The sequence below is a fragment of the Streptomyces sp. MP131-18 genome (assembly GCF_001984575.1).
Lineage (GTDB): Bacteria > Actinomycetota > Actinomycetes > Streptomycetales > Streptomycetaceae > Streptomyces > Streptomyces johnsoniae.
In genome coordinates, this window is sequence record NZ_LZNS01000001.1 from 4107041 (window position 1) to 4126280 (window position 19240).

19 protein-coding genes are annotated in these 19240 nt (G+C 71.7%); 10 read left to right on the plus strand and 9 right to left on the minus strand.

Going from position 1 to position 19240, the window contains the following annotated elements; all coding sequences use genetic code 11:
• Positions 1-131 precede the first annotated feature (131 nt).
• From STBA_RS18410 to STBA_RS18440, 7 genes are all read left to right on the plus strand, one after another.
• The gene (locus tag STBA_RS18410) at positions 132-1190 is read left to right on the plus strand and encodes an iron-siderophore ABC transporter substrate-binding protein (RefSeq protein ID WP_077060298.1); all 1059 of its coding nucleotides are present in this window, start codon (positions 132-134) and stop codon (positions 1188-1190) included.
• The gene (locus STBA_RS18415; protein ID WP_077060299.1) at positions 1187-2230 is read left to right on the plus strand and encodes an iron ABC transporter permease; all 1044 of its coding nucleotides are present in this window, start codon (positions 1187-1189) and stop codon (positions 2228-2230) included. Before STBA_RS18410 ends, STBA_RS18415 begins: the two co-directional genes overlap by 4 nt.
• Positions 2227-3288, plus strand: a complete 1062-nt coding sequence (locus STBA_RS18420) for an iron ABC transporter permease (RefSeq protein WP_077060300.1) — start codon at positions 2227-2229, stop codon at positions 3286-3288. The genes STBA_RS18415 and STBA_RS18420 overlap by 4 nt, the downstream gene beginning before the upstream one ends.
• On the plus strand, positions 3285-4097 hold the full coding sequence (locus tag STBA_RS18425; protein WP_077060301.1) for an ABC transporter ATP-binding protein: 813 nt from the start codon (positions 3285-3287) through the stop codon (positions 4095-4097). Before STBA_RS18420 ends, STBA_RS18425 begins: the two co-directional genes overlap by 4 nt.
• A gap of 75 nt (positions 4098-4172) precedes the next feature.
• Positions 4173-4718: a hypothetical protein gene (locus tag STBA_RS18430; protein ID WP_143659509.1), complete on the plus strand. Its 546-nt coding sequence runs from the start codon at positions 4173-4175 to the stop codon at positions 4716-4718.
• A gap of 38 nt (positions 4719-4756) precedes the next feature.
• Complete coding sequence (locus STBA_RS18435) at positions 4757-5326, plus strand: SigE family RNA polymerase sigma factor (protein ID WP_077060303.1); 570 nt, start codon at positions 4757-4759, stop codon at positions 5324-5326.
• The gene (locus STBA_RS18440) at positions 5292-6002 is read left to right on the plus strand and encodes a hypothetical protein (RefSeq protein WP_077060304.1); all 711 of its coding nucleotides are present in this window, start codon (positions 5292-5294) and stop codon (positions 6000-6002) included. The genes STBA_RS18435 and STBA_RS18440 overlap by 35 nt, the downstream gene beginning before the upstream one ends.
• Positions 6003-6268: 266 nt before the next feature.
• Here STBA_RS18440 and STBA_RS18445 read toward each other — a convergent pair whose 3' ends face one another.
• The 3 genes from STBA_RS18445 to STBA_RS18455 form a co-directional block, all read right to left on the minus strand.
• Entirely contained in the window at positions 6269-6634 is a 366-nt protein-coding gene (locus tag STBA_RS18445; protein WP_077060305.1) for an antibiotic biosynthesis monooxygenase, read from the minus strand.
• Between the two features lie 277 nt (positions 6635-6911).
• Entirely contained in the window at positions 6912-7790 is an 879-nt protein-coding gene (locus tag STBA_RS18450; protein ID WP_079252004.1) for an ABC transporter permease, read from the minus strand.
• On the minus strand, positions 7787-8749 hold the full coding sequence (locus tag STBA_RS18455) for an ATP-binding cassette domain-containing protein (RefSeq protein WP_077060306.1): 963 nt from the start codon (positions 8747-8749) through the stop codon (positions 7787-7789). The genes STBA_RS18450 and STBA_RS18455 overlap by 4 nt, the downstream gene beginning before the upstream one ends.
• A gap of 105 nt (positions 8750-8854) precedes the next feature.
• Here STBA_RS18455 and STBA_RS18460 point away from each other — a divergent pair, with 105 nt between their 5' ends.
• Positions 8855-9535, plus strand: a complete 681-nt coding sequence (locus STBA_RS18460; RefSeq protein WP_079252005.1) for a TetR/AcrR family transcriptional regulator — start codon at positions 8855-8857, stop codon at positions 9533-9535.
• Positions 9536-9959: 424 nt separating this feature from the next.
• Here the strand turns inward: STBA_RS18460 and STBA_RS18465 are convergent, their stop codons facing one another.
• The 4 genes from STBA_RS18465 to STBA_RS18480 all read right to left on the minus strand — a co-directional run bounded on the left by STBA_RS18465 (position 9960) and on the right by STBA_RS18480 (position 14168).
• A complete protein-coding gene (locus STBA_RS18465) occupies positions 9960-10493 on the minus strand; it encodes a hypothetical protein (RefSeq protein WP_077060308.1) in 534 nt (177 codons plus the stop codon).
• A 260-nt stretch (positions 10494-10753) separates the two neighbouring features.
• Complete coding sequence (locus STBA_RS18470; RefSeq protein WP_077060309.1) at positions 10754-11746, minus strand: esterase family protein; 993 nt, start codon at positions 11744-11746, stop codon at positions 10754-10756.
• Positions 11747-11991: 245 nt separating this feature from the next.
• Complete coding sequence (locus STBA_RS18475) at positions 11992-13014, minus strand: winged helix-turn-helix domain-containing protein (RefSeq protein WP_077060310.1); 1023 nt, start codon at positions 13012-13014, stop codon at positions 11992-11994.
• A 764-nt stretch (positions 13015-13778) separates the two neighbouring features.
• Entirely contained in the window at positions 13779-14168 is a 390-nt protein-coding gene (locus STBA_RS18480; RefSeq protein WP_077060311.1) for a hypothetical protein, read from the minus strand.
• Between the two features lie 157 nt (positions 14169-14325).
• Between STBA_RS18480 and STBA_RS18485 the strand changes: the two genes are divergently transcribed.
• Positions 14326-14733, plus strand: a complete 408-nt coding sequence (locus STBA_RS18485; protein WP_077063417.1) for a MarR family transcriptional regulator — start codon at positions 14326-14328, stop codon at positions 14731-14733.
• A gap of 644 nt (positions 14734-15377) precedes the next feature.
• Here STBA_RS18485 and STBA_RS18490 read toward each other — a convergent pair.
• Both STBA_RS18490 and STBA_RS18495 read right to left on the minus strand, forming a co-directional pair.
• Positions 15378-16604, minus strand: a complete 1227-nt coding sequence (locus tag STBA_RS18490) for an MFS transporter (RefSeq protein WP_077060312.1) — start codon at positions 16602-16604, stop codon at positions 15378-15380.
• Positions 16601-18034 carry an NAD(P)-binding domain-containing protein gene (locus STBA_RS18495; RefSeq protein WP_107485246.1) on the minus strand — a complete coding sequence of 478 codons (1434 nt, stop codon included), beginning with the start codon at positions 18032-18034 and terminating at the stop codon, positions 16601-16603. Before STBA_RS18495 ends, STBA_RS18490 begins: the two co-directional genes overlap by 4 nt.
• Positions 18035-18138: 104 nt before the next feature.
• On the opposite strand from STBA_RS18495, the gene STBA_RS18500 reads away from it, so the two are divergent.
• Positions 18139-19212: an NAD(P)/FAD-dependent oxidoreductase gene (locus STBA_RS18500; protein WP_077060313.1), complete on the plus strand. Its 1074-nt coding sequence runs from the start codon at positions 18139-18141 to the stop codon at positions 19210-19212.
• The last annotated feature ends 28 nt before the right edge of the window (positions 19213-19240 follow it).

The window sequence follows — 19240 nt, forward strand, 5'->3', positions numbered from 1 at the left end:
AAGGTGCTCAAGGAAGGCAAGCCTTACCTAAGTGGCTTGCGTCAGTACGGTGCACCGCTCCACGACCGCGTTCCGCGACCCAGACGTGCGAGGTCCGACACCAAGGAGTTCCGGAAGTGGAGTACGGATCAATGCGCCCACACCGCATTCCCCTGCTTGCCATGGCGGCGGTCCTGCTGGGGCTCACGGCCTGCGGCGGCTCCTCCGACGCCCAGGACGACAGCGACGGGAACGGAGGCAACGGCGGGAACGGCGGGAACGGTCCGGCCGCGTTCCCCCTCACGGTCGAGCACGCCCTGGGGGAGACCACCATCTCCGCCCAGCCGGAGCGCGTCGCCACCGTCAACTGGGCCAACCACGAGGTGCCGCTGGCCCTCGGCGTCGTCCCGGTCGGCATGGCCGCGGCCAACTTCGGCGACGACGACGGCGACGGGGTCCTGCCCTGGGTCAGCGAGCGGCTCGACGAGCTGGGGGCCGAGCCCCCGGTCCTGTTCGACGAGACCGACGGCATCGACTTCGAGGCCGTGGCCGACACCCGCCCCGACGTGATCCTGGCCTCCTACTCGGGGCTGACGCGGCAGGACTACGACACCCTGAGCGAGATCGCGCCCGTGGTGGCGTACCCGGACTCCCCGTGGGCCACGCCGTGGCGCGAGATCATCCGCCTGAACAGCGAGGCGATCGGACTCGCCGACGAGGGCGAGGAGCTGATCACGGACATCGAGGGCGACATCGAGGCCGTGGTCGCCGACTACCCGCAGCTGCAAGGGAAGTCGGCGATGTTCATGACGCACGTCGACCCCAACGACGTGAGCGAGATCGGCTTCTACACCACGCACGACACCAGAACCCTCTTCTTCGAGGACCTCGGAATGACCACCCCGGGCAGCATCGCGGCGGCTTCCGAGGGCACCGACCAGTTCGCCCTGACGCGCAGCGCGGAGCAGGTCGACGTGTTCGACGACGTGGACATCATCACCGGATACGGCGACGAGACCGGCGAGCTGCTCGAAACGATGCGGAACGACCCGCTGCTGTCCAAGATCCCCGCCGTCGAACGCGGCTCGGTCTACCTCCTGCCGGGCAGCGCCCCCCTCGCCACCGCGGCGAACCCCACCCCCCTGTCGATCTCCTGGGTGCTGGAGGACTACGTGGCGGCACTCGCCGAAGCGGCGGACAGGGTCGGGTGACGGCGCTCGGAACCCGACGCCCGCCGGACGCCGCCATGGTGCGGCGTCCGGCGCGCGTCCGGCTGCTGTGGCTCCTGGTCCTGGTCCTGACGCTGGCCCTGATCATGCTGGCGTCCGTCGCCTTCGGCTCGCGCACCGTTCCCTTCTCCGACGTCCTCGCGGCGCTCGGCGGCGCCGAGGACACCCTGGAACAGGCGGCGGTCACCAAGCGGATTCCGCGCACGGTGCTCGCCCTGATCATCGGCGCCGCGCTCGGCCTGGCGGGCGCGGTCATGCAGGGAGTGACGCGCAACCCGCTGGCCGATCCCGGAATCCTCGGTGTCAACATGGGCGCCTCACTCGCCGTCGTCACGGCGGTCGCCTACTTCGGGCTCACCTCGCCGACCGGGTACGTCTGGGTCGCGATGGCCGGGGCGGCCGTCTCGGCCGTGTTCGTGTACACCGTCGGCTCCCTCGGGCGCGGCGGTGCCACCCCCCTCAAACTCGCGCTCGCGGGCGCCGCGACGTCGGCGGCGTTCGCCTCGCTCGTCACCGCCGTCGTGCTGCCCCGCAACGACATCGCCGGCAGCTTCCGGCTCTGGCAGATCGGCGGCGTGGGCGGCGCGTCGTTCGAACGCATCGGGCACGTGCTGCCGTTCCTCGCCGTGGGCTGCGCCATCTGCCTCCTGTCGGCGCGGACCCTCAACTCGCTGGCCCTCGGCGACGAACTCGCCGCGGGACTCGGCGAACGGGTCGCCCTCGCCCGCGCCACGGCCGCGGTCGGCGCCGTCGTGCTGTGCGGCGCCGCGACGGCCGTCGCGGGCCCGATCGGGTTCGTCGGTCTTGTCGTTCCGCACGCCTGCCGCCTGCTGACCGGCGTCGACCACCGCTGGCTCCTGCCGTTCTCCGCCCTGGCCGGCGCCGCGCTGCTCACCGCCGCCGACGTCGTCGGACGCGTCGTGGCCCGCCCCGCCGAGGTCGACGTGGGCATCGTGACCGCGCTGATCGGCGCGCCGTTCTTCATCCACATCGTCCGCCGTCAGAAGGTGCGTGCCCTGTGAGCGCCCCCGCCGTCACCCGGCCCCGGCCGTCGTCCGTGCTCCGGGCCGTCACCCACGGCCGGACGCGACGCGCCGCCCGGCGCCGGCTCATCGTCCTGGTCCTCGCGGTGCTCGTCGTCGCCGCGTTCGCCATCACCCTGATGTACGGGCAGACGTACTACCCGCCGGGCGACGTGATCCGGGTGATCCTCGGGGAGCAGGTGCCGGGGGCGTCCTTCACGGTCGGGCGGCTCCGCCTGCCGCGCGCGGTACTCGCCGTAACGGCGGGATTCAGCTTCGGCCTGGCCGGCGTCACCTTCCAGACGATGCTCCGCAACCCGCTGGCCAGCCCCGACATCATCGGCATCAGCGCGGGCGCGAGCGCCGCGGCGGCCATCGCGATCGTCACGCTGTCCCTGAACGAGAGCCAGGTCTCCTTCTTCGCGATCGCCGCCGCCCTCGCCGTCGCCCTGCTGGTCTACACCCTGGCCTTCCGGGACGGCGTCGCCAGCACCCGGCTCATCCTCATCGGCATCGGGATCTCCGCGATGCTCGACAGCGTCACCTCCTACGTCCTGTCCCGGGCCGCAGAATGGGACCTCCAGGAGGCGATGCGCTGGCTGACCGGCAGCCTCAACGGCACCACCTGGGATCAGGTCGTGCCCACCCTCGCCGCCCTGGCCGTGCTCGTCCCCGTCCTGCTGTCGCGGGCCCGCGACCTCTCCGCGATGCAGCTCGGCGACGACACCGCCGCCGCCCTCGGAGTCCGCGTCGAACGCACCCGCGTCACGCTGATCGTCGCCGCCGTCGGCCTGATCGCCTTCGCCACCGCCGCCGCCGGGCCGATCGCGTTCGTGGCCTTCCTGTCAGGGCCCATCGCGGCCCGGCTCGTGGGGCCCGGCACCTCACTGCTGGTACCGGCCGGGCTCGTCGGCGCCCTGCTGGTGCTCACCGCGGACTTCACCGGCCAGTTCGCGTTCGACGTCCGCTACCCGGTCGGCGTCGTCACCGGCGTCCTCGGAGCGCCCTATCTCATCTACCTGATCATCCGCACCCACCGGGCGGGAGGCTCGCTTTGACCACGTCCCACACACTCGCGGCCGAAAACCTCACGCTCGGCTATGGCGACCGCGTCGTCGTCTCGGACCTCGACCTGACCGTGCCGCCCGGCGCGATCACGGTCATCGTCGGGGCCAACGCCTGCGGGAAGTCGACGCTGCTGCGTTCGATGTCCCGGCTGCTCGCGCCGCGCGAAGGCCGCGTGGTCCTGGACGGCAAGGAGGTGCACCGCCGGCCGGCCAAGGAACTCGCCCGCACCCTCGGCCTGCTGCCCCAGTCGCCCCTCGCCCCCGAGGGCATCACCGTCCTCGACCTCGTCGGCCGGGGGCGCCACCCCCACCAGGGCATCTTCTCCCGCTGGAACGAGAACGACGACGCCGCGGTGGCGTCGGCCCTGGAGGCCACCCGGACCGCCGACCTCGCCGACCGCGCCGTCGACGAACTGTCCGGCGGCCAGCGGCAGCGGGTGTGGATCGCCATGGTCCTGGCGCAGCAGACCGATCTGCTGCTGCTCGACGAGCCCACCACGTTCCTCGACGTCACCCACCAGATCGAGGTACTCGACCTGCTGACCGACCTCAACCGGACCCGCGGCACCACGATCGTGATGGTGCTGCACGACCTCAACCTCGCCGCCCGGTACGCGGACCACCTCATCGCCCTGGCGGCGGGCCGCCTGCACGCCGCCGGAACCCCGGCCGGGGTACTGACGGAGGAGAGCGTCCGCGCCGTCTTCGGCCTCGACAGCCGCATCATCGAGGACCCGCTCTCCGGCAGGCCCCTGATGCTGCCCATCGGCAGACACCACACGGCGCCCGCGGACACCTGACGAACGGTGGATAGATCCGGCCGCCGGCCGGCGTCTGAGTCATGACCGACCAACGACAGACCCTTTGGAGGGTTCATGACCGGGAAGTTGACTCTCAGGCGCGCCGTGCTCACCGGCGCCGCTGCCGCCGCCGCGATGGTGGTGCTCCTCCCGCAGGGGGCCCAGGCCGGCGGGATGGACCTGATCGAGGCGCAGCCCTACGAGCGGGTGGAGATCAACGACTCCTTCGTGATGGGGCTGCTGCCCGAGGGCAACCAGAACTACGTGGTTTCCTCCCCCGAGCAGTTCGACGAAAGCGTCGAGGCCGCCAAGCAGTACCCCGGCAGCAACATCCGCCCCAACAGCATCAGCGCCGGCATGTACGGCGAGGACGGCGAGATCGTCCTGATCGAGGGTGCCTGGCGGCTGGACGAGGGCGTGCCGTTCATCTCGGTCACCCCGGAGGGCCAGGACTGGGGCTACGGGGCGCACCCGGTGGCGCTGGAGAACGAGGACGGCTGGGGTACGTTCTACTTCGACCCCACCCACTGGGAGATCGAGGGCGTCGACACCTACACGATCACCGCGAGCAACGGGTACGGCGAGGTGTTCAGCGAGCTCGAGGTCTCCCTCGACCGCTGAGGCGACGTCCGACGACTCCGACGACTCCGACAGCTCCGATGACTCGCGCACCCGAAGCCCTCGATGCCGACTTCAGGACCTTCGCGGTCAGCCGGTGGTCCCCGCTGCTGCGGACCGCCTACCTGCTGACCGGCAACCACCATGACGCGGAGGACCTGACCCAGTCGGCGCTGGTCAAGGCGTACGCGCGGTGGGATCGGGTGACACAGGCGGCCGATCCGGACGCCTACGTGTGGCGCATCATGATCAACGCCCATCGCGACCGGGTCCGCCGGCTGCGGGTGCCCGAGTGGCTGACGACCCGGTTCCCGGAACAGACCGTCCGGGACCGGGTCGATCACGTCCTCGCCCGGGGCGTGTTAACGGCCGCGCTGCAACGGCTCCCGCCGCGGCAGCGCGCCGCGGTCGTGCTGCGTTACGTCGAGGACCGCACCGAGACCGAGGTCGCCGCGCTGCTCGGCATCCGGGTCGGAACGGTGCGCAGCCGGTCGGCGCGCGGCCTGGAGAAACTGCGCGCCGACCCGGCGGTCCTCGACCTGCGCGAGCCGGAGAACGGACAGGAGGTGACGAGCCGTGCCGGAGCGGAAGAACGGGCCGGAGCTCGTTGAGGAACTGCGCCTGGCGGCGGAAGCGGTGGAGGTCGGGCCGCCACCGGTGGAGGAGATGATCCGCCGGGGCCGCGCGCTCCGCGCCCGCCGCCGGGCGGCGGCAGGCGCCGGAACGGCGGTCGTCCTGGCGGCGGCGCTGGCGGCCGGTCTGGCATGGCTGCCGGCCGACGCGGGACCCGACGGCACCGCGCCCCCCGCGCCCCCCGCGGCCACGCGCGAGTCGCCGTCCCCCCGCGGCCACGTGCGGGTACAGCCCTACGAGCGGGTGGTGATCAACGACTCCTTCGTGATGGGGCTGCTGCCCGAGGGCAACCAGAACTATGTGGTTTCCTTCCCCGAGCAGTTCGACGAGGACGTCGAGGCCGCCAAGCAGTACCCCGGCAGCAACATCAACCCCGACAGCCTCAGTGCCGGTTACCGCGCGGAAGCCGACGTGGTCGAGCTGGTCGAGGGCTCCTGGCGGCTGGACAGGACGCCCGCGCGCATCGAGATCGCGCCCGACGGCCAGGACGTCACCTACCCGGCCACCGTGGTCACCCTGGCAGGCGAGCCGGGCTGGGGCACCTACTACCTCGACGTCGGCCACCACCCGGCCTTCACCCTCGGTTTCCGGGTCATCGCCTACGACACGACCGGCGAAGTGCTCGCCGAAATCCCCGTGACCGCCCGACGTTGAGCCGGTCCGGCGGCCCGGCGGTCCGGCGGCCCGGGGGCGCGACCCGCCCCGCCGCACCGGCCCGTCACTCGGATGCAGAGGGAATCGGCCGGCGGCGGAGGGCCGGTCGAGCTTGCGCCGCAGCCGCGTCACCGCAGCAGCCCGTTCGTGCCCTGAGTTCGTTGACGCCGAACGGCTTGACGACGTAGTCGTCGTCGGCGCCCGCGGCCAGTACGATCCGTGAATTCCCCGGCCGTTCTGGCATCCGTCGTGGCTACAGATCGACATCAGGTATCGCCGGTCCGCTGGGGCCCAGGGCCGATCTCGCGCACGACCCGGTAGGTGGGGGCTCCGCTCATGCGCGGCTCCGCTTCGCCCGACAGCCCGTCCAGCGCCCGCTGGATGGCCGCCATGCGCCCCTCGGTATCGGACGTTTCGACGAAATCGCGGTAGTCGGCCTCGCTCGCCCAGTGCACGATGTTGTAGACACGGGTGCCGTCGGTACTCGCATGGAGTCGAGCGGACAGGTAGCCAGGATAGAAGCGCACCCACCGCTCCTGGATTTCGGCGAAAGCCTCCGCCAGTTCCCTTTGGGTCTCGGGGCCGTCGACGGTGTAGTCGATGATCGAGTAGAAGCCGGAATCGCTGCTCATGCTGGTTTCGCTCCGTGGATCGGCAGGTTGGCGTTGTCCACCGGACCAGATCCTGCAAACTCAACCGCACTTGAGGTCAAGCGTGACCACGGTCACCCGCGGCCGGCCAGCGGACGACATACGGCCGTTCGTGACGTTCGAGGAAGTGCGTGGTGAGGCCGTCCCGTTCGGTGGACTCGGCGGAGACCGCCGGCTCTCCGCCGGTGAAGCAGACGATGATGTGCGGGCCGGCCTTCCGAACGCGCGGGGGACCGGCCGGCGGACTGCTCCTCCTGTTTCACTCCGCCTTCGCGAAGTGCCGGGCCGTCAGCGGGGCGAACAGCATGATCAGGGCCACGGACCAGATCACCGTGGTGAGGACGGGATGGGCCAGCGGCAGCGGTCCTTCGGGCACGGGTGCGTTGCCGAAGAGCAAACGCGCCGCGCTGATTGCCGCGCTGAAGGGGTTCCACTCCGCCAGCGTCCGCAGCACGGTCGGCATGCCGGTAGTCGGCACGAAAGCGTTGGAGAGCATGACGAAGGCGAAGACGAGCGGCGCGAGCTGCTGGATCGTCTCCATGGTGCGGATCGCCAGTCCGAGGAAGACCCCGGCCCAGGTCAGGCCATAGCCGAAGAGCAGGAGCAGGAGGAAGCCCGCCAGCGCGGACAAGGCGCCGTCCTCGACGCGCCAGCCGACGGCGAGACCGAGCAGCGCCATGGCGGTGAGGGAGACAACGGACAGGATGAGCTGGCTGCCCGCCAGGCCGAAGGGCACGGCGATGCGCCGCATCGGGAGCGACTTGAGTCGTTCGGTGACGCCGTTCTGCGCGTCCATGGCCGTCGACCCCGCTGTCATGACGGCGCCGGTCGCGGCGACGAGCACGAAGACCGCGGGGATCAGCTCTCTCCGGTAGTCCGTGGCGGAGCCGTCGCTCAGGGCATTGCCGAATACGTAGCCGAACATGGCGACCATGCCGAGCGGGGCGGCCAGGCTCGCCGCGATGACCGAAGGGTTCCGCCTGAGGGCGAGGAGGTTGCGATGGACGATGATCGCGCCATCGGCCGGCCACCACCGCTTCCGTACGAGGGGCCGTGCGCGCGGTCCGTTCCGGGGCGTCCGGTCGGCCGTATCCCTGGTTTCTCTCGCCGGTGTCGCCTCGTTCACCGCGTCGTTCATGCTGGTCCTCCGGTCAGGGCGAGGTAGGCCTCGTCAAGGGTGGGCTCGTGCAGGCCGATGTCGGCGACGTCGACCCCCGCGTCGTTCAGTGCGGCGAGGACGGAGGGCAACGTCAGGGTCCCTGCCGCCACCGAGCCCGTGATCGTCGTCGCCCGGGGAGTGGGGGCGGGGAGGCCAAAGACCCCGAGGCCGCTGAGCAGGCCGCACGCCGTTCCGTGCGATTCCTCCGAGGCGAGGGTCACCGACAGCCGTAGCCCGATCCGCCGCTTCAGCGCGCGCGGTGTGTCGTCGGCGATGACCCGGCCCGAGTCCAGTACCGCCACGCGCTCCGCGAGGTGGTCGGCTTCCTCCAGGTATTGGGTGGTCAGAAGGACGGTCGTGCCCCTCTCGGCCAGCTCTTTCACGGTCTTCCAGATGGCGGTGCGGCTGTGTGGATCGAGCCCGGTGGTGGGTTCGTCGAGGAAGAGGACGGCGGGTTCCAGGAGGAGACTGGAGGCGATGTCCAGCCTGCGGCGCATTCCGCCGGAGTAGGCGCTGACCGGACGGTCGCCCGCCGCCGCCAGGTCGTACCGCTCCAGGAGTTCCCCGGCGGTGCGGCGGGCCGTTGCCCGGGAGAGCCCGTACAGCCTGCCGAAGACGAAGAGGTTCTCCCGGCCGCTGAGGCGCCCGTCGAGCGTGGTCTGCTGTGCGGTGATGCCGATCGCGGCCCGGACGTCGGCGGGATGGGTGACGACATCGTGGCCGCCGACCCAGGCGCGTCCCGAGGTCGGGGCAGCGAGGGTCGACAGCAGCCGGAGCAACGTGGACTTGCCCGCACCGTTGTGTCCCAGAAGTCCGAATACCGCTCCCGCCGGCGCGGTGAGGTCGATGCCGTCGAGCGCGGTCATGGCCTTGTGGCCCCGACCATAGACTTTGGTCAACTCCTCCGTACGGATTGCCGGCGCGGATGGTCCTGACATGGCCACTCCTTCAGCGATCGATGTTCGCAGTACGTGCCCAGCCTACTGCGAACGCTGTATGCAGTGTGCGGGGGGCGACCGGCAACGCGGGAACTGAGAGGTGCTGTGACCACCGAGGTGATCTGGATGCGGGCCAGGGCCGGCAGGAAGGGGCCGCGGCCGGCGCACAGCCTCGACGACATCGCCCGGGAGGCCGTGGCCTTGGCCGATGCCCAGGGGCTGGCGGCCGTGTCGATCCGGGCCGTCGCGGCGGAGCTGGGCGCAGGGGCGGCGTCGCTCTACCGGTACATCGCGAGCAAGGACGACCTCTACGACCTGATGGTCGACGAGGTCGCCGCCGAATACGACCTGCCCGATGAGCCGTCGGGCGACTGGATTGCCGACCTGACCCTCGTCGCGGAGCGTGGCCGGGCCGCATACCGTCGGCACCCCTGGGCCGGACAGCTGAGTGCGGGAGCGTCCTGGGGCCCGCGGGTGCAGGACTACATGGAGTTTCTGCTGGCCGCCCTCGAACCGACCGGGCTCGACATCCCGGAGCGGGTGGACTTCATCGCCCTGCTGAACAACTGGATCGCCAACTTCGCCCAGCACGAGATCCAGCCGGTGGACGGCGATGCCGCGGCGGCGAAGGCACGCCACGTGGAGAGCATCGCCGCCGATCCGAGCCGCCCCCACCTCGCCGGGGCCATGGCCTCGCTGCTGAGGACGGACCCCGCGGACGCCCACCCGGACCTGCTCTTCCGCCGGGGCCTGGACCGCCTCTTCCACGGCATCGCGCCCCGGTAGCGCGCTTCGCGGCCCACTGCCCGGCGGCAACCCTTCCGCTTGACGCATCGGCCCGCGGGGGGAGAGGTCACTTCGTGGGGAACGCCGAGTCGGCGCAGTGCGCGCGCCTGGGCCGGCCATGGCTTGTCGGCCCTGGGGGAAGCGCCGGGCAGGATCGAGCAGTCCGGTGCGGATGGACCTGGGCCTCGACCGTTCTCACCTCGGGGCGCGTGTCGCCAAGCGTGCAGCGGCGACGAACCTGATCGCGTCGAGGGTCAGCCGAGGACGACCAGGGCCGACGCCGGGTCGGCCACTAAGTCCTGTCCGGCCGGGAGCAGTGAGATCCGCATCCTCTTCGGGTTCGGGCGGTTTCGGGCGGTTTCGGGCGGTTCCGGGCGGTTCCGGGCGGTGCTGATCACAGGCTTCGACTGTCTTCAGGTGTCGGTCAGTTCGTGAAGTCGGGCCGCGGGCGGCCGTCGTGGCGCAGCCGGAGTCGGCGCCGGGGATGCGAGCGCAGTACCGGATGGAGGTTCCAGCCCTGCTCCGAGGCGACGCGCAGCACGTAACCGGCGCCCGCGCCCCGGAAGTAGTGCACTCCGAGTTCCAGTTCGCGGTCGAACCCGTGGGAGGTCCCCACCAGCCGGGTCTTCCTGCTGATGCGCCGGTCCACTCTGGCCCGGTAGTACGCCGTGTCGCCCTCCCGCACCAGCGCCACGGGGGTCACGCACCAGCGCGGGATGAACGGCACCCGGCCCAGCGTGGCGTCCAGCACCCGCACCGCGCCGTTCTCGGCACGCGGCAGCACGTAGACGATCAGCTGGGCCACCGTTGCCACGCCGTAGAAGCAGACCGCTAGGAAGACCCACACCACCCACCACAGCGGTAGGAACACCATGGTCAGGGGCAGAAGCAGCAGCCAGCGCAGTGCGGCCGGCCGGACGGGGAGCGGTCTCCAGGCCGGCTCGTCATAGTCGTGCACGGATGGTGTGTTCCCCTCGGGTTCGCCTTGGCGTGCGCCTGCGCGCCGGTGAGTGTACGCCGCGCGCCCCCTCGCTCGACGCGGCGGGTGGCGAAGCGACGCAAGCCCCACGGCCTTCAGGACTCCCGGGCGCAGACGGCCGCGAGGCCGCCCAGCTCATCGACACCCGACCGCCCACGGCACCGTGCCGGTACGCAGAAATCCGTCCAGGGCGCGGCGAACCGGCCGCTCTCTGCCGGCGGTTCCGTCTTCATGTCCAGTCAGGCCTTGCGGAGGCGGGCCACGATCCCGTCGAGATCGCGGAGGAACAGGTCGGGGCGCACGAGGTGGCCGCCCGACGGCTCGTGCCACTCGTGCGGAATCCCCGCCGAGCCGAGACGTTCACGGAACTCGCGCTGCCCCGCGAGAACTTGAGTCTCGTTGACCGTGTCGAACCAGTTGATGGGGTCGGGGCTGGTACCAGCCACCAGGAACACGCGCTTGTTCCGGTAGCTCTCCACGCGCTGCACCGGGTTGTCAGCACTGACTCGGGCCTCGTCCCACGACGGCGCGCCGTAGACGGTACCTCCTCCCAGCTCCACCGCTGCTGAGGAGACGTTCGCCCAGTGGGTGACCAGACCGAAGTCCCGGCGCAGGCTGGCAGGCCCGGAGTGGGAGCTGACCGAAGCGAAGTGCCCGTAGTACTTGGCCGCGTACTTCAGGGCACCGAACCCGCCCATGGAGAACCCGGAGACCGCGCGGCCGTCGTACTCGGCATAGGTCCGGAAGTTGGCGTCGACCCATGGGAGCAACTGTCCGATGTGGAAGGACTCCCAGTTGCGGGCACCGACGTTGGAGCTGACCGGGTTGGAGTACCAGCCCGCGTGACCTCCATCGGGCATCACGACGATGAGCGGCTTCCCGGCGGTCCAGGCGCGGATGCCCAGCCGGTCGAAGGCGATGAAGTCCTGGTCGAGGCCGCCGCCGTGGAAGAGGTACAGGACCGGATACCTGCGCCCCGAGGTGTGGTAGCCGTCCGGGAGGAGGACGTTGACGCCGGGGTTCCAGCCGATCTCGGCGGTGGCGAAGCGGTAGTACCACATCCTGGGGTCGCCTTCGCCGCGTTCGACGATGCGCAGGCCGAAGCCGTCGTCGGCCGCGTGGGCGGGGGAGGCCGACCCCAGAAGGCCGGCCCCACTGAGGGCCGTCAGCGCGGTGATTCCGGCAGCGGCCTTCATGGCACCTCTGCGGGTTGGACGGTGCGTGCTCAACATGACCTCCGGTGACGTGGGTTCGGATGCGCGTGGTGGCACCGTGCCCGCCGCGGCTGATCAGCCGGAACGGTAGGCGGCGACGGCCGGCACGTTCATGGCCGGGACGGTGGGTGCGGGCGAGGCCTGGACGGCGAGGGTGCGCGGGGCAGGCCTGTCGCCCATGAGGGCTCTTGTGGGGAGGGGACCGTACGAGAGGCAAGCGTGGTGCCCCGGCTGGGACGCGCACAAGTGACGTAAGTCCAGGCTTACATGGGTGTCGCGTCGCCCGGTCCGCCACCGGCGCCGCGGTCCTCGGCGGTCAGGAGCGCGCGCCCCTCGGCCGTCGCGAGGTGGAAGGCACGTCCGGCCGTGCGGACCGTGGTGATGAGACCCGCGGCGCGCAGGACGTTCATGTGCTGGCTGACTGCCGGGTGCGTCACCTGGAGCATCCGTGCGGCTTCCACGGTGGTGCAGCCGACACGGGCGGCCCGCAGCAACTCCGCACGGGTCCTCCCGAGGAGGCGCCCGAGTGGGTCGCGGCCCGCCACCGGCGTCGGCCCGACCGACCGCGAGGCCCAGCCGGCCGTGTGGTGGATCGGATGGACCAGAACGGGCGGCAGCTGCCCGTCCGCCAGCGTGGTCGGGGCCGGCCAGCAGAAGAACGAGGGCTGGAGCACGAGCCCCCGGCCGGCCAGATACAGGTGCTGTTCGACCGGGTAGGTGACCTCCAGAACGGGCGGGCACCAGCGGGTGTCCGGCCCGAGACCCGCCAGCAGACCCTCGGTGCCGCCGTCCATCAGGCTCTGCAACCGCCGTGCGCGGTCCGCCTCGATGTCCGCGCGGACGTGCCGCCAGTGGGGGAGGAGTACCTGTGCCTGGTAGGCGCGGAGAGCGTCGCCCAGCCGGGCGAGTGTGTCCGCGTCACCTTCGGCGAGTGCGCGCGTCCAGCGGGGCAGCCGTGTCGAGGTGGCCAGCCGCGTCAACTCCGTACGCAATCTCGGGCGCGGAGTTCCCAGCAGGGTGTCGATGGCCGCCTGGAGGGTGGGGCGGTCACCGGATGTGGGGGTGAGGAAGTCCGGGGAGTAGCCGTACGGCGGCAACAGGGGTGAGAGCAGCCGTCGGCCCTGCGGTAGCCGTGGGCGCACCCATCGACGCCAGGTGCCGAACACCCTTTCCCCGTCGGTCCGTTGCAGCGTCTGCACGCTGTTGGTGATCTCCCACAGGAAGTCCGGGCCCCGGGCCACCTTGACCCGCGCCATGTCATCGGGGGTGAAGTGGATTCGCAGCATGGATGCTCCATCGGGACCACGGCCCACACAGTCCCGGTCCTCCTGGGAGCCGTGCGTCGCTCCTCTGCCCGCCGCCGACGCGCTCGTGCAGACCGGCGGCGATCAGCCTTTACCCGCAACCATGCCGGGATATGCCGCCCCGGGCCGGCGGCGGCGGAGGCGGCGACTTGATCACCGTCCACGTGAAGCTCCAGTGTCACCGATCTTGCGAAACCCGCTCCCACCCGGTCCGTTGCGTGGTGAGCGACGCGGAGGGCAGGCGGCCGCTCTCCCGCCGGGTGGCCGACGACGAGACGGTACCGCTCGCCCTCACACCGCGGTGCCGTGCTGCTGCCGGGCCGGTTGGCCAGCCACGGCCGACGAGTGTTCTGCCTTCCACGGCCGGCTATCGCGGCCAGGGCGGGCAGGGCGGGCAGGGCGGGCAGGACCGATGCCCGGGATGCGGCGCTCATCGCCGACCGGGCCCAGGATGCGCCGCCAACTTCCGCGAACTGGAGCCGGTGCGACCCGATGCCGAGGCCATCGCCGAGCTGAAGATCGTCACCGTTCACCGAGCCGACCTGGTCGCCGCCCGCACCGTCACCTGCTGATCCGCCGAACAACCGGTCCAGCTGGTCACCCGCCGAGGTGCCGCAGCCGGAACTGGTCCGCGTCGCAAGTGGCCGCTGGGCCACGTCGGACTCGCCCATAACAGGTCGGACGCCGGACCTCACGGCACCGGCACACCACACCCGCCCTGCCCGCCCTGCCCGCCGGAAGGCGGCTCAGTGGCGGGTGGCGAAGAGTTCGCCGCCGACTGCGGAACGGTCGTCGGGCACGCCGACCAGGGTGATGGCGATGTCCCGCCGGAGGTGCTCGCCGAGTACGGCGACGACGGCTTCCGTGAGAGCGGCGGCCAGGCGACCCGCGGCGTCCGGCATCTGCTCGAACAGCCCGGCGCGGCTGTTCAGTTGTACCGCAGGGCCGGGGGCGGTGCCGAGCCTGCCGCCCACCGCGAACCGCGCGGTCGGGATGCCATGCAGGGCGATGACCACCAGTGGGCGGGCCCAGTCGCCGTAGACGGACACGACGGCGTCGGTGAGGGTGCCGGCAAGCCGCTCCTCGACTGTGCCGTCCAGAAGTTCTTCGGCGAGGGTGACGGTGCAGTGCGGCATACTTCCTCCTGTTGCCCGTACGAGCAAAATAGATTTGAGATCAAATATAATGGCCTCCTCGTCTCCCGTCCACCCCGGACCCGACGACCGCGGTGACTCCCGCGACCAACGTGACGCCGGCGATCTGGACGTCGCCATCCGCGCGCTGCTGTTGGTGATGCCCCGCGCCATCGGGCGGATCAAGCGCATGGAGGTCCCCGAGGAACTGCGGGGGATGGCGCTCGCCCCGCGCCATCTGTCGCTGCTGTCACTGCTGCTTCTCGACGGCCCGATGACGGTCCGCGAGCTCGCCGATCGACTTGAGGTGGCGCCGACGACCGCAAGCCTGCTCGTCGGCGAACTCAGCAGAAAGGGCGTACTGGACCGGCGCGAGGACGACGACGACCGGCGGCGGCGTATCGTCAGCGTCCCGGCGGGGAAACGGTCGGCACTGGAGCGGTGGCTCTCCCCGGGCGCCCGTGCGTGGCGTACCGCGCTCGACCCGCTGGAGCCGACCGAACGAGCCGCCGTGGTCAAGGCGTTCATCGCCTACGAGGCGGCGCTCGCCGAAGGGGCCGAGGACTGAGCGCCCGGGGAGGCCCGGCCCGGTGGCAGGGTGACGCGACCGACCGCCCGGCCACCCCTGCGCGCGCTCGCGAACCGTTCCCCGGCGCGGCAGCGGGTGTCAGCCGGGACCGCCCCACGCCCTCCGCTTCTCCCTGAGCCCTGCGTGCGACCCGCTCCTGCTGGTCCGCAGGCCCAGGCGGACCGGGAGGCCGAGCGCGCCCTCGACCCGGCGGCGCAGCTCGACCAGGCCGGCATCCCCGCGCAGCCGAGGACGAGCACTTCGGCGCCCGCGTCCGAAGGACCGTGGCTGAGGGTGAGCACGGGCATGCTCAGCACCACCGGACTCGCCGTCGAATCCGGGCTGCGCCGTGACGTGGTCTGCCACCACCCCGATCTCGTCGAGGCCTGTCAGGCTCAGGTCAAAGCGCGGCAAGCCATATCGGATGCGGTGACGGCGATGGCATGGGAGTTGGAGAGGGCTCGCGAGGAACTCAGGCGCATCGAGGAGGAACTGGGGGCCGAGCGCGGCCGGACGGCGTTCTCGCGTGGGGACGTCACAGAACTGTTCATCGAAGCCAGGCCCTCAGAAACCCGGACGAACGACACCGTCGGGTGCCACGGCTGGCCGACCGCCGCCCAGACGGCCACTCCCGTACCTGACCCTCACCTGCTGATCCGTGAAGGGCTTGTCCACCCCGCGGTCACCGCAGCAACCACAGAGACGAGTGACAGCAGGGCGAACAGGTGGCCGTACCCGCCCAGCGGCGCGGCGAGGGCGGCGCCGGCGAAGGGGGCGAGGGCGCCTGCTGCTGTGGCGGGGGCGGCCAGCAGGCCGGACAGGCGTCCGTAGTGGGTGGCGCCCCACCGGTCGGTGATGGCAGTGGCCTGGAGCAGGGTGAGGTTGCCGCGGATGACGCCGGCTGCGACGGATGCGGCGACCAGCAAGCCGTAGGGGCCGGGGATGACGGCCAGGGCGGCGGTGGTGGCTGCGCCCAGGGCGATGAACATCACGGTGCGGGCGGTTGTGCCGGTGCGGCGGGCGAGTGTGGCGTACAGGGTTCGCCCCAGCGTCTGTCCTGCGCCGCCCAGGCCGAGCGCCCAGGCGGCCTGGGAGGTGGTGAAGCCGCGTTCGAGCATCAGAGGAACCAGGGCGACGACCACCCCGAAGACGGTGAACGCCGACAGGGCCAGGGCCGCGGTCAGCAGCAGGAACGGCCGGCTGCGGGCCACCTCCCCCGGATGATCGTCTGCGTATCCCGGGACACGTGGTGCTGCGGGCCAGGGCGCGTTGAGGGCGAAGGCATGTGCGGGAATCGTGACGATGGCGAGGGCAGCGGCGAGTACCAGGTAGGTGGTGCGCCAGGACAGGTCGTCGGCGAGGGCGGCGGTGATGGGGGCGAAGACGGTGGAGGCCAGGCCGCCGGCCAGGGTCACGATCGTCAGGGCCTTCACGTGGTGGGGCGCCCACCAGCGGGTCAGGGCTACGAAGGCGGGCTGGTAGAAAGTGGCGGCCATCGCGAACCCGGCCAGCGCCCACCCGGCGAAGAACGCGGGCAGGTTCGGTGCTGTGGCCACCACCACCAGGCTCGCCGCTCCTGCGGCCGACCCGCCGGTCATCACGGCTCGGGGCCCGCGGTGGTCGATGACACGGCCGACGGCGATTCCGGCCAGCGCTGAGAGAGCCAATGCGAAGGAGAACGCCGCCGTGGTTGCCCCCGTCGGCCAGCCAGTGGCGGCGGTGATCTGCGGGTTGAGGACGGGGAAGGCGTAGTAGACGATGCCCCAGCTGGTGATCTGGGTGACGCACAGGGCGGGCAGGGCGGCACGGGGCCGCGACCGGTCCCCTGTACCGGTCGCGGCCTCGTCCGTCCGGGTGTTCAGATCGCTCACGAGCCGCAGCAGCCGCCCGACGGGGCCTCCTGGCCCGCGGCGGCCGGGGCTCCGACGCCGAGCTGCACAAGCTGCGGTGCCGGGGCGCAGCAGCTGCCGTCCGTCTCGTCCTTGGACGCGGTTTCGTCGAAGAGGCCGGCTCCGCCGCATACCCCGGTCTCGGGGAGGGTGAGCTCTACGCGCTCGGCTGCCTCCATGTCGCCGGCGAGGGCGGCGGCGATGGAACGTACCTGCTCGTAGCCGGTCATGGCCAGGAAGGTCGGAGCGCGGCCGTAGGACTTCATCCCGGCCAGGAACAGGTCCGCTTCGGGGTGGGAGAGTTCCTTCACGCCGTGGGGATAGACAGTGCCGCAGGAGTGCACGTTGGGGTCGATCAGGGGGGCCAGGGCGGTGGGGGCGGAGAGCCGTTCGTCCAGCCCGAGCCGTACCTCGGACAGGAAGGCGAGGTCCGGGCGCAGGCCGGTGAGCACGACGATGTGGTCGACGGGCCCGGTGCGGCGGCCGTCGTCGGCGACCAGGACGAGGCAGTCGTCGCCGTCGCGTTCGACGGCGGTGGCGCGGAAGCCGGTGACCGCTTCCGCGTGGCCGTCGTCGACGGCGGCCTTGGCGGCCAGGCCCAGGGCGCCGCGGGCGGGGAGCTGGTCGGCGGTGCCGCCGCCGAAGGTGGAGCCGGAGATGCCCCGGCGCAGCACCCACAGCGCGTGCGTGCCGGTGCCGTCCTCGGCCTTGGCGAGGTCGGCCAGGCCGGCGAGGGCGGTGAAGGCGGAGGCGCCGGCGCCGACGACGGCGGTGCGGCGGCCCGCGAACGCGGCGCGCACCTCCGGGTCCCGCAGATCCGGCACGCGGTAGGTGATGCGGCCCTGGGCGGCCAGGGCGCGCTCACCCGCGGCGGGCAGGCCGTCGGCGCCGAGCGGGTTGGGCGTGGCCCAGGTGCCGGAGGCGTCGATGACCGCGCGCACCGCGAGCCTCCCCCAGCCAACGCTGGGAGGTGCCCCCATCTCGCCGCCGTCGGCGAGGGTGAGGTGCACGGTGAACGGCTGGTCGGTGCGGCCGGCATCCACCACGCGGTCGCGGCCGGCGCGGGCCACCCCGGTCACCGTTGTGCCGTAGCGGACACGCTTGCCCAGGGCGTCGGCCAAGGGCTGGAGGTACTCCCCGGCCCACTGCGCCCCGGTCGGGTACTGGCTGTCTTCTGGCCGGGTCCAGCCTGTCGGGGCCAGGAGCTTCTCGGCGGCCGGGTCGATCAGTTCGGCCCAGGTCGAGAACAGCCGAACGTGTCCCCACTCCCGCACTGCCGCGCAGGCCCGGTCACCGCGCTCGATGACCAGGGGCTCGATGCCGCGCTCGATCAGGTGGGCGGCGGCGGCAAGTCCGATGGGGCCGCCGCCGATGACGGCGACGGGCAGATCGGCGGTGTCCGGCATGATCAGCACTCCTCATTGTTTCGATGTCTGTCGATGGTTGCGCGGTCAGCATCCCATCTGCTTTCATCTCCGTCAACATAGACGTTTCTCGAAGCAAAGGGGTGTTCGCTGTGGAGCGGATACAGGTGGCGGTCATCGGCGGCGGGCAGTCCGGGCTGGCGGCGGCGCACGCGGCGAGGCAGGCCGGGCTGGTCCCGGTGGTGCTGGAGGCATCCGACCGCGCGGCGGGTTCGTGGCCGTCGTATTACGACAGCCTGACGCTGTTCTCCCCGGCCGCTTTCAGCGCAATGCCGGGCCTGCCCTTCGGCGGGGACGGCGAGCGCTACCCGCACCGGGACGAGGTGGTGGACTACCTCACGCACTACGCCGCGGGCCTGGACGCGGAGATCCGCACCGGCGTGCGGGTGGAGTCGGTAGAGCCGGACTCCGATGGCTTCGTTCTGCGCACCTCCGACGGCTCACAACTGGCCGCGGACGGCGTCGTGGCGGCCACCGGCTCCTTCTCCAACCCGCTGGTCCCCGCGCTCCCGGGCCAGGAGACGTTCACCGGGGAGCTGCTGCACTCGGCCGGCTACCGCAACCCGGACGCGTATGCGGGCAAGCGGGTCCTGGTGGTGGGCGGCGGGAACTCGGCCGTCCAGATCGCACACGAACTCGCGCGGGCCGCCAGGGTGACGCTGGCCAGCCGCGCTCCGCTGACCTTCCTGGCGCAGCGGCGCGACGGCAAGGACTTGCACCACTGGCTGGCCGGCACCGGCTTCGACGATCTGCCCCCGGCGTGGCTGGCCCGCGTCGTCCCCGGCACCCTGGTGCTGGACGACGGCCGCTACGCCTGCGCCCTCGACGAGGGCGTCTTCGACCGGCGGCCGGTGTTCAGCGCGCTGGAGGGCGACAGCGCGGTGTGGGCGGACGGCAGCCGGGAGGCGGTAGACGTCGTGCTGCTGGCCACCGGCTACCGTCCCGCGCTCGGCTATCTCGCCAAGACGGGGGCGCTGGACGCCGACGGCATGCCCCTGCACGCCGGCGGCCTGTCGCTGACCCAACCGGGCCTGGTCTACCTGGGGCTGGAGTTCCAGCGTTCCTTCGCCTCCAACACGCTGCGCGGGGTGGCGCGGGACGCCGCTCACGTCGTGGCCGCGCTGTCGGCCCATGTCCGGGGCGCGGCGCCTGCCGTCGGCCTGTGACGCCGGGGGAAGCGGAGTGGGCCCGGGC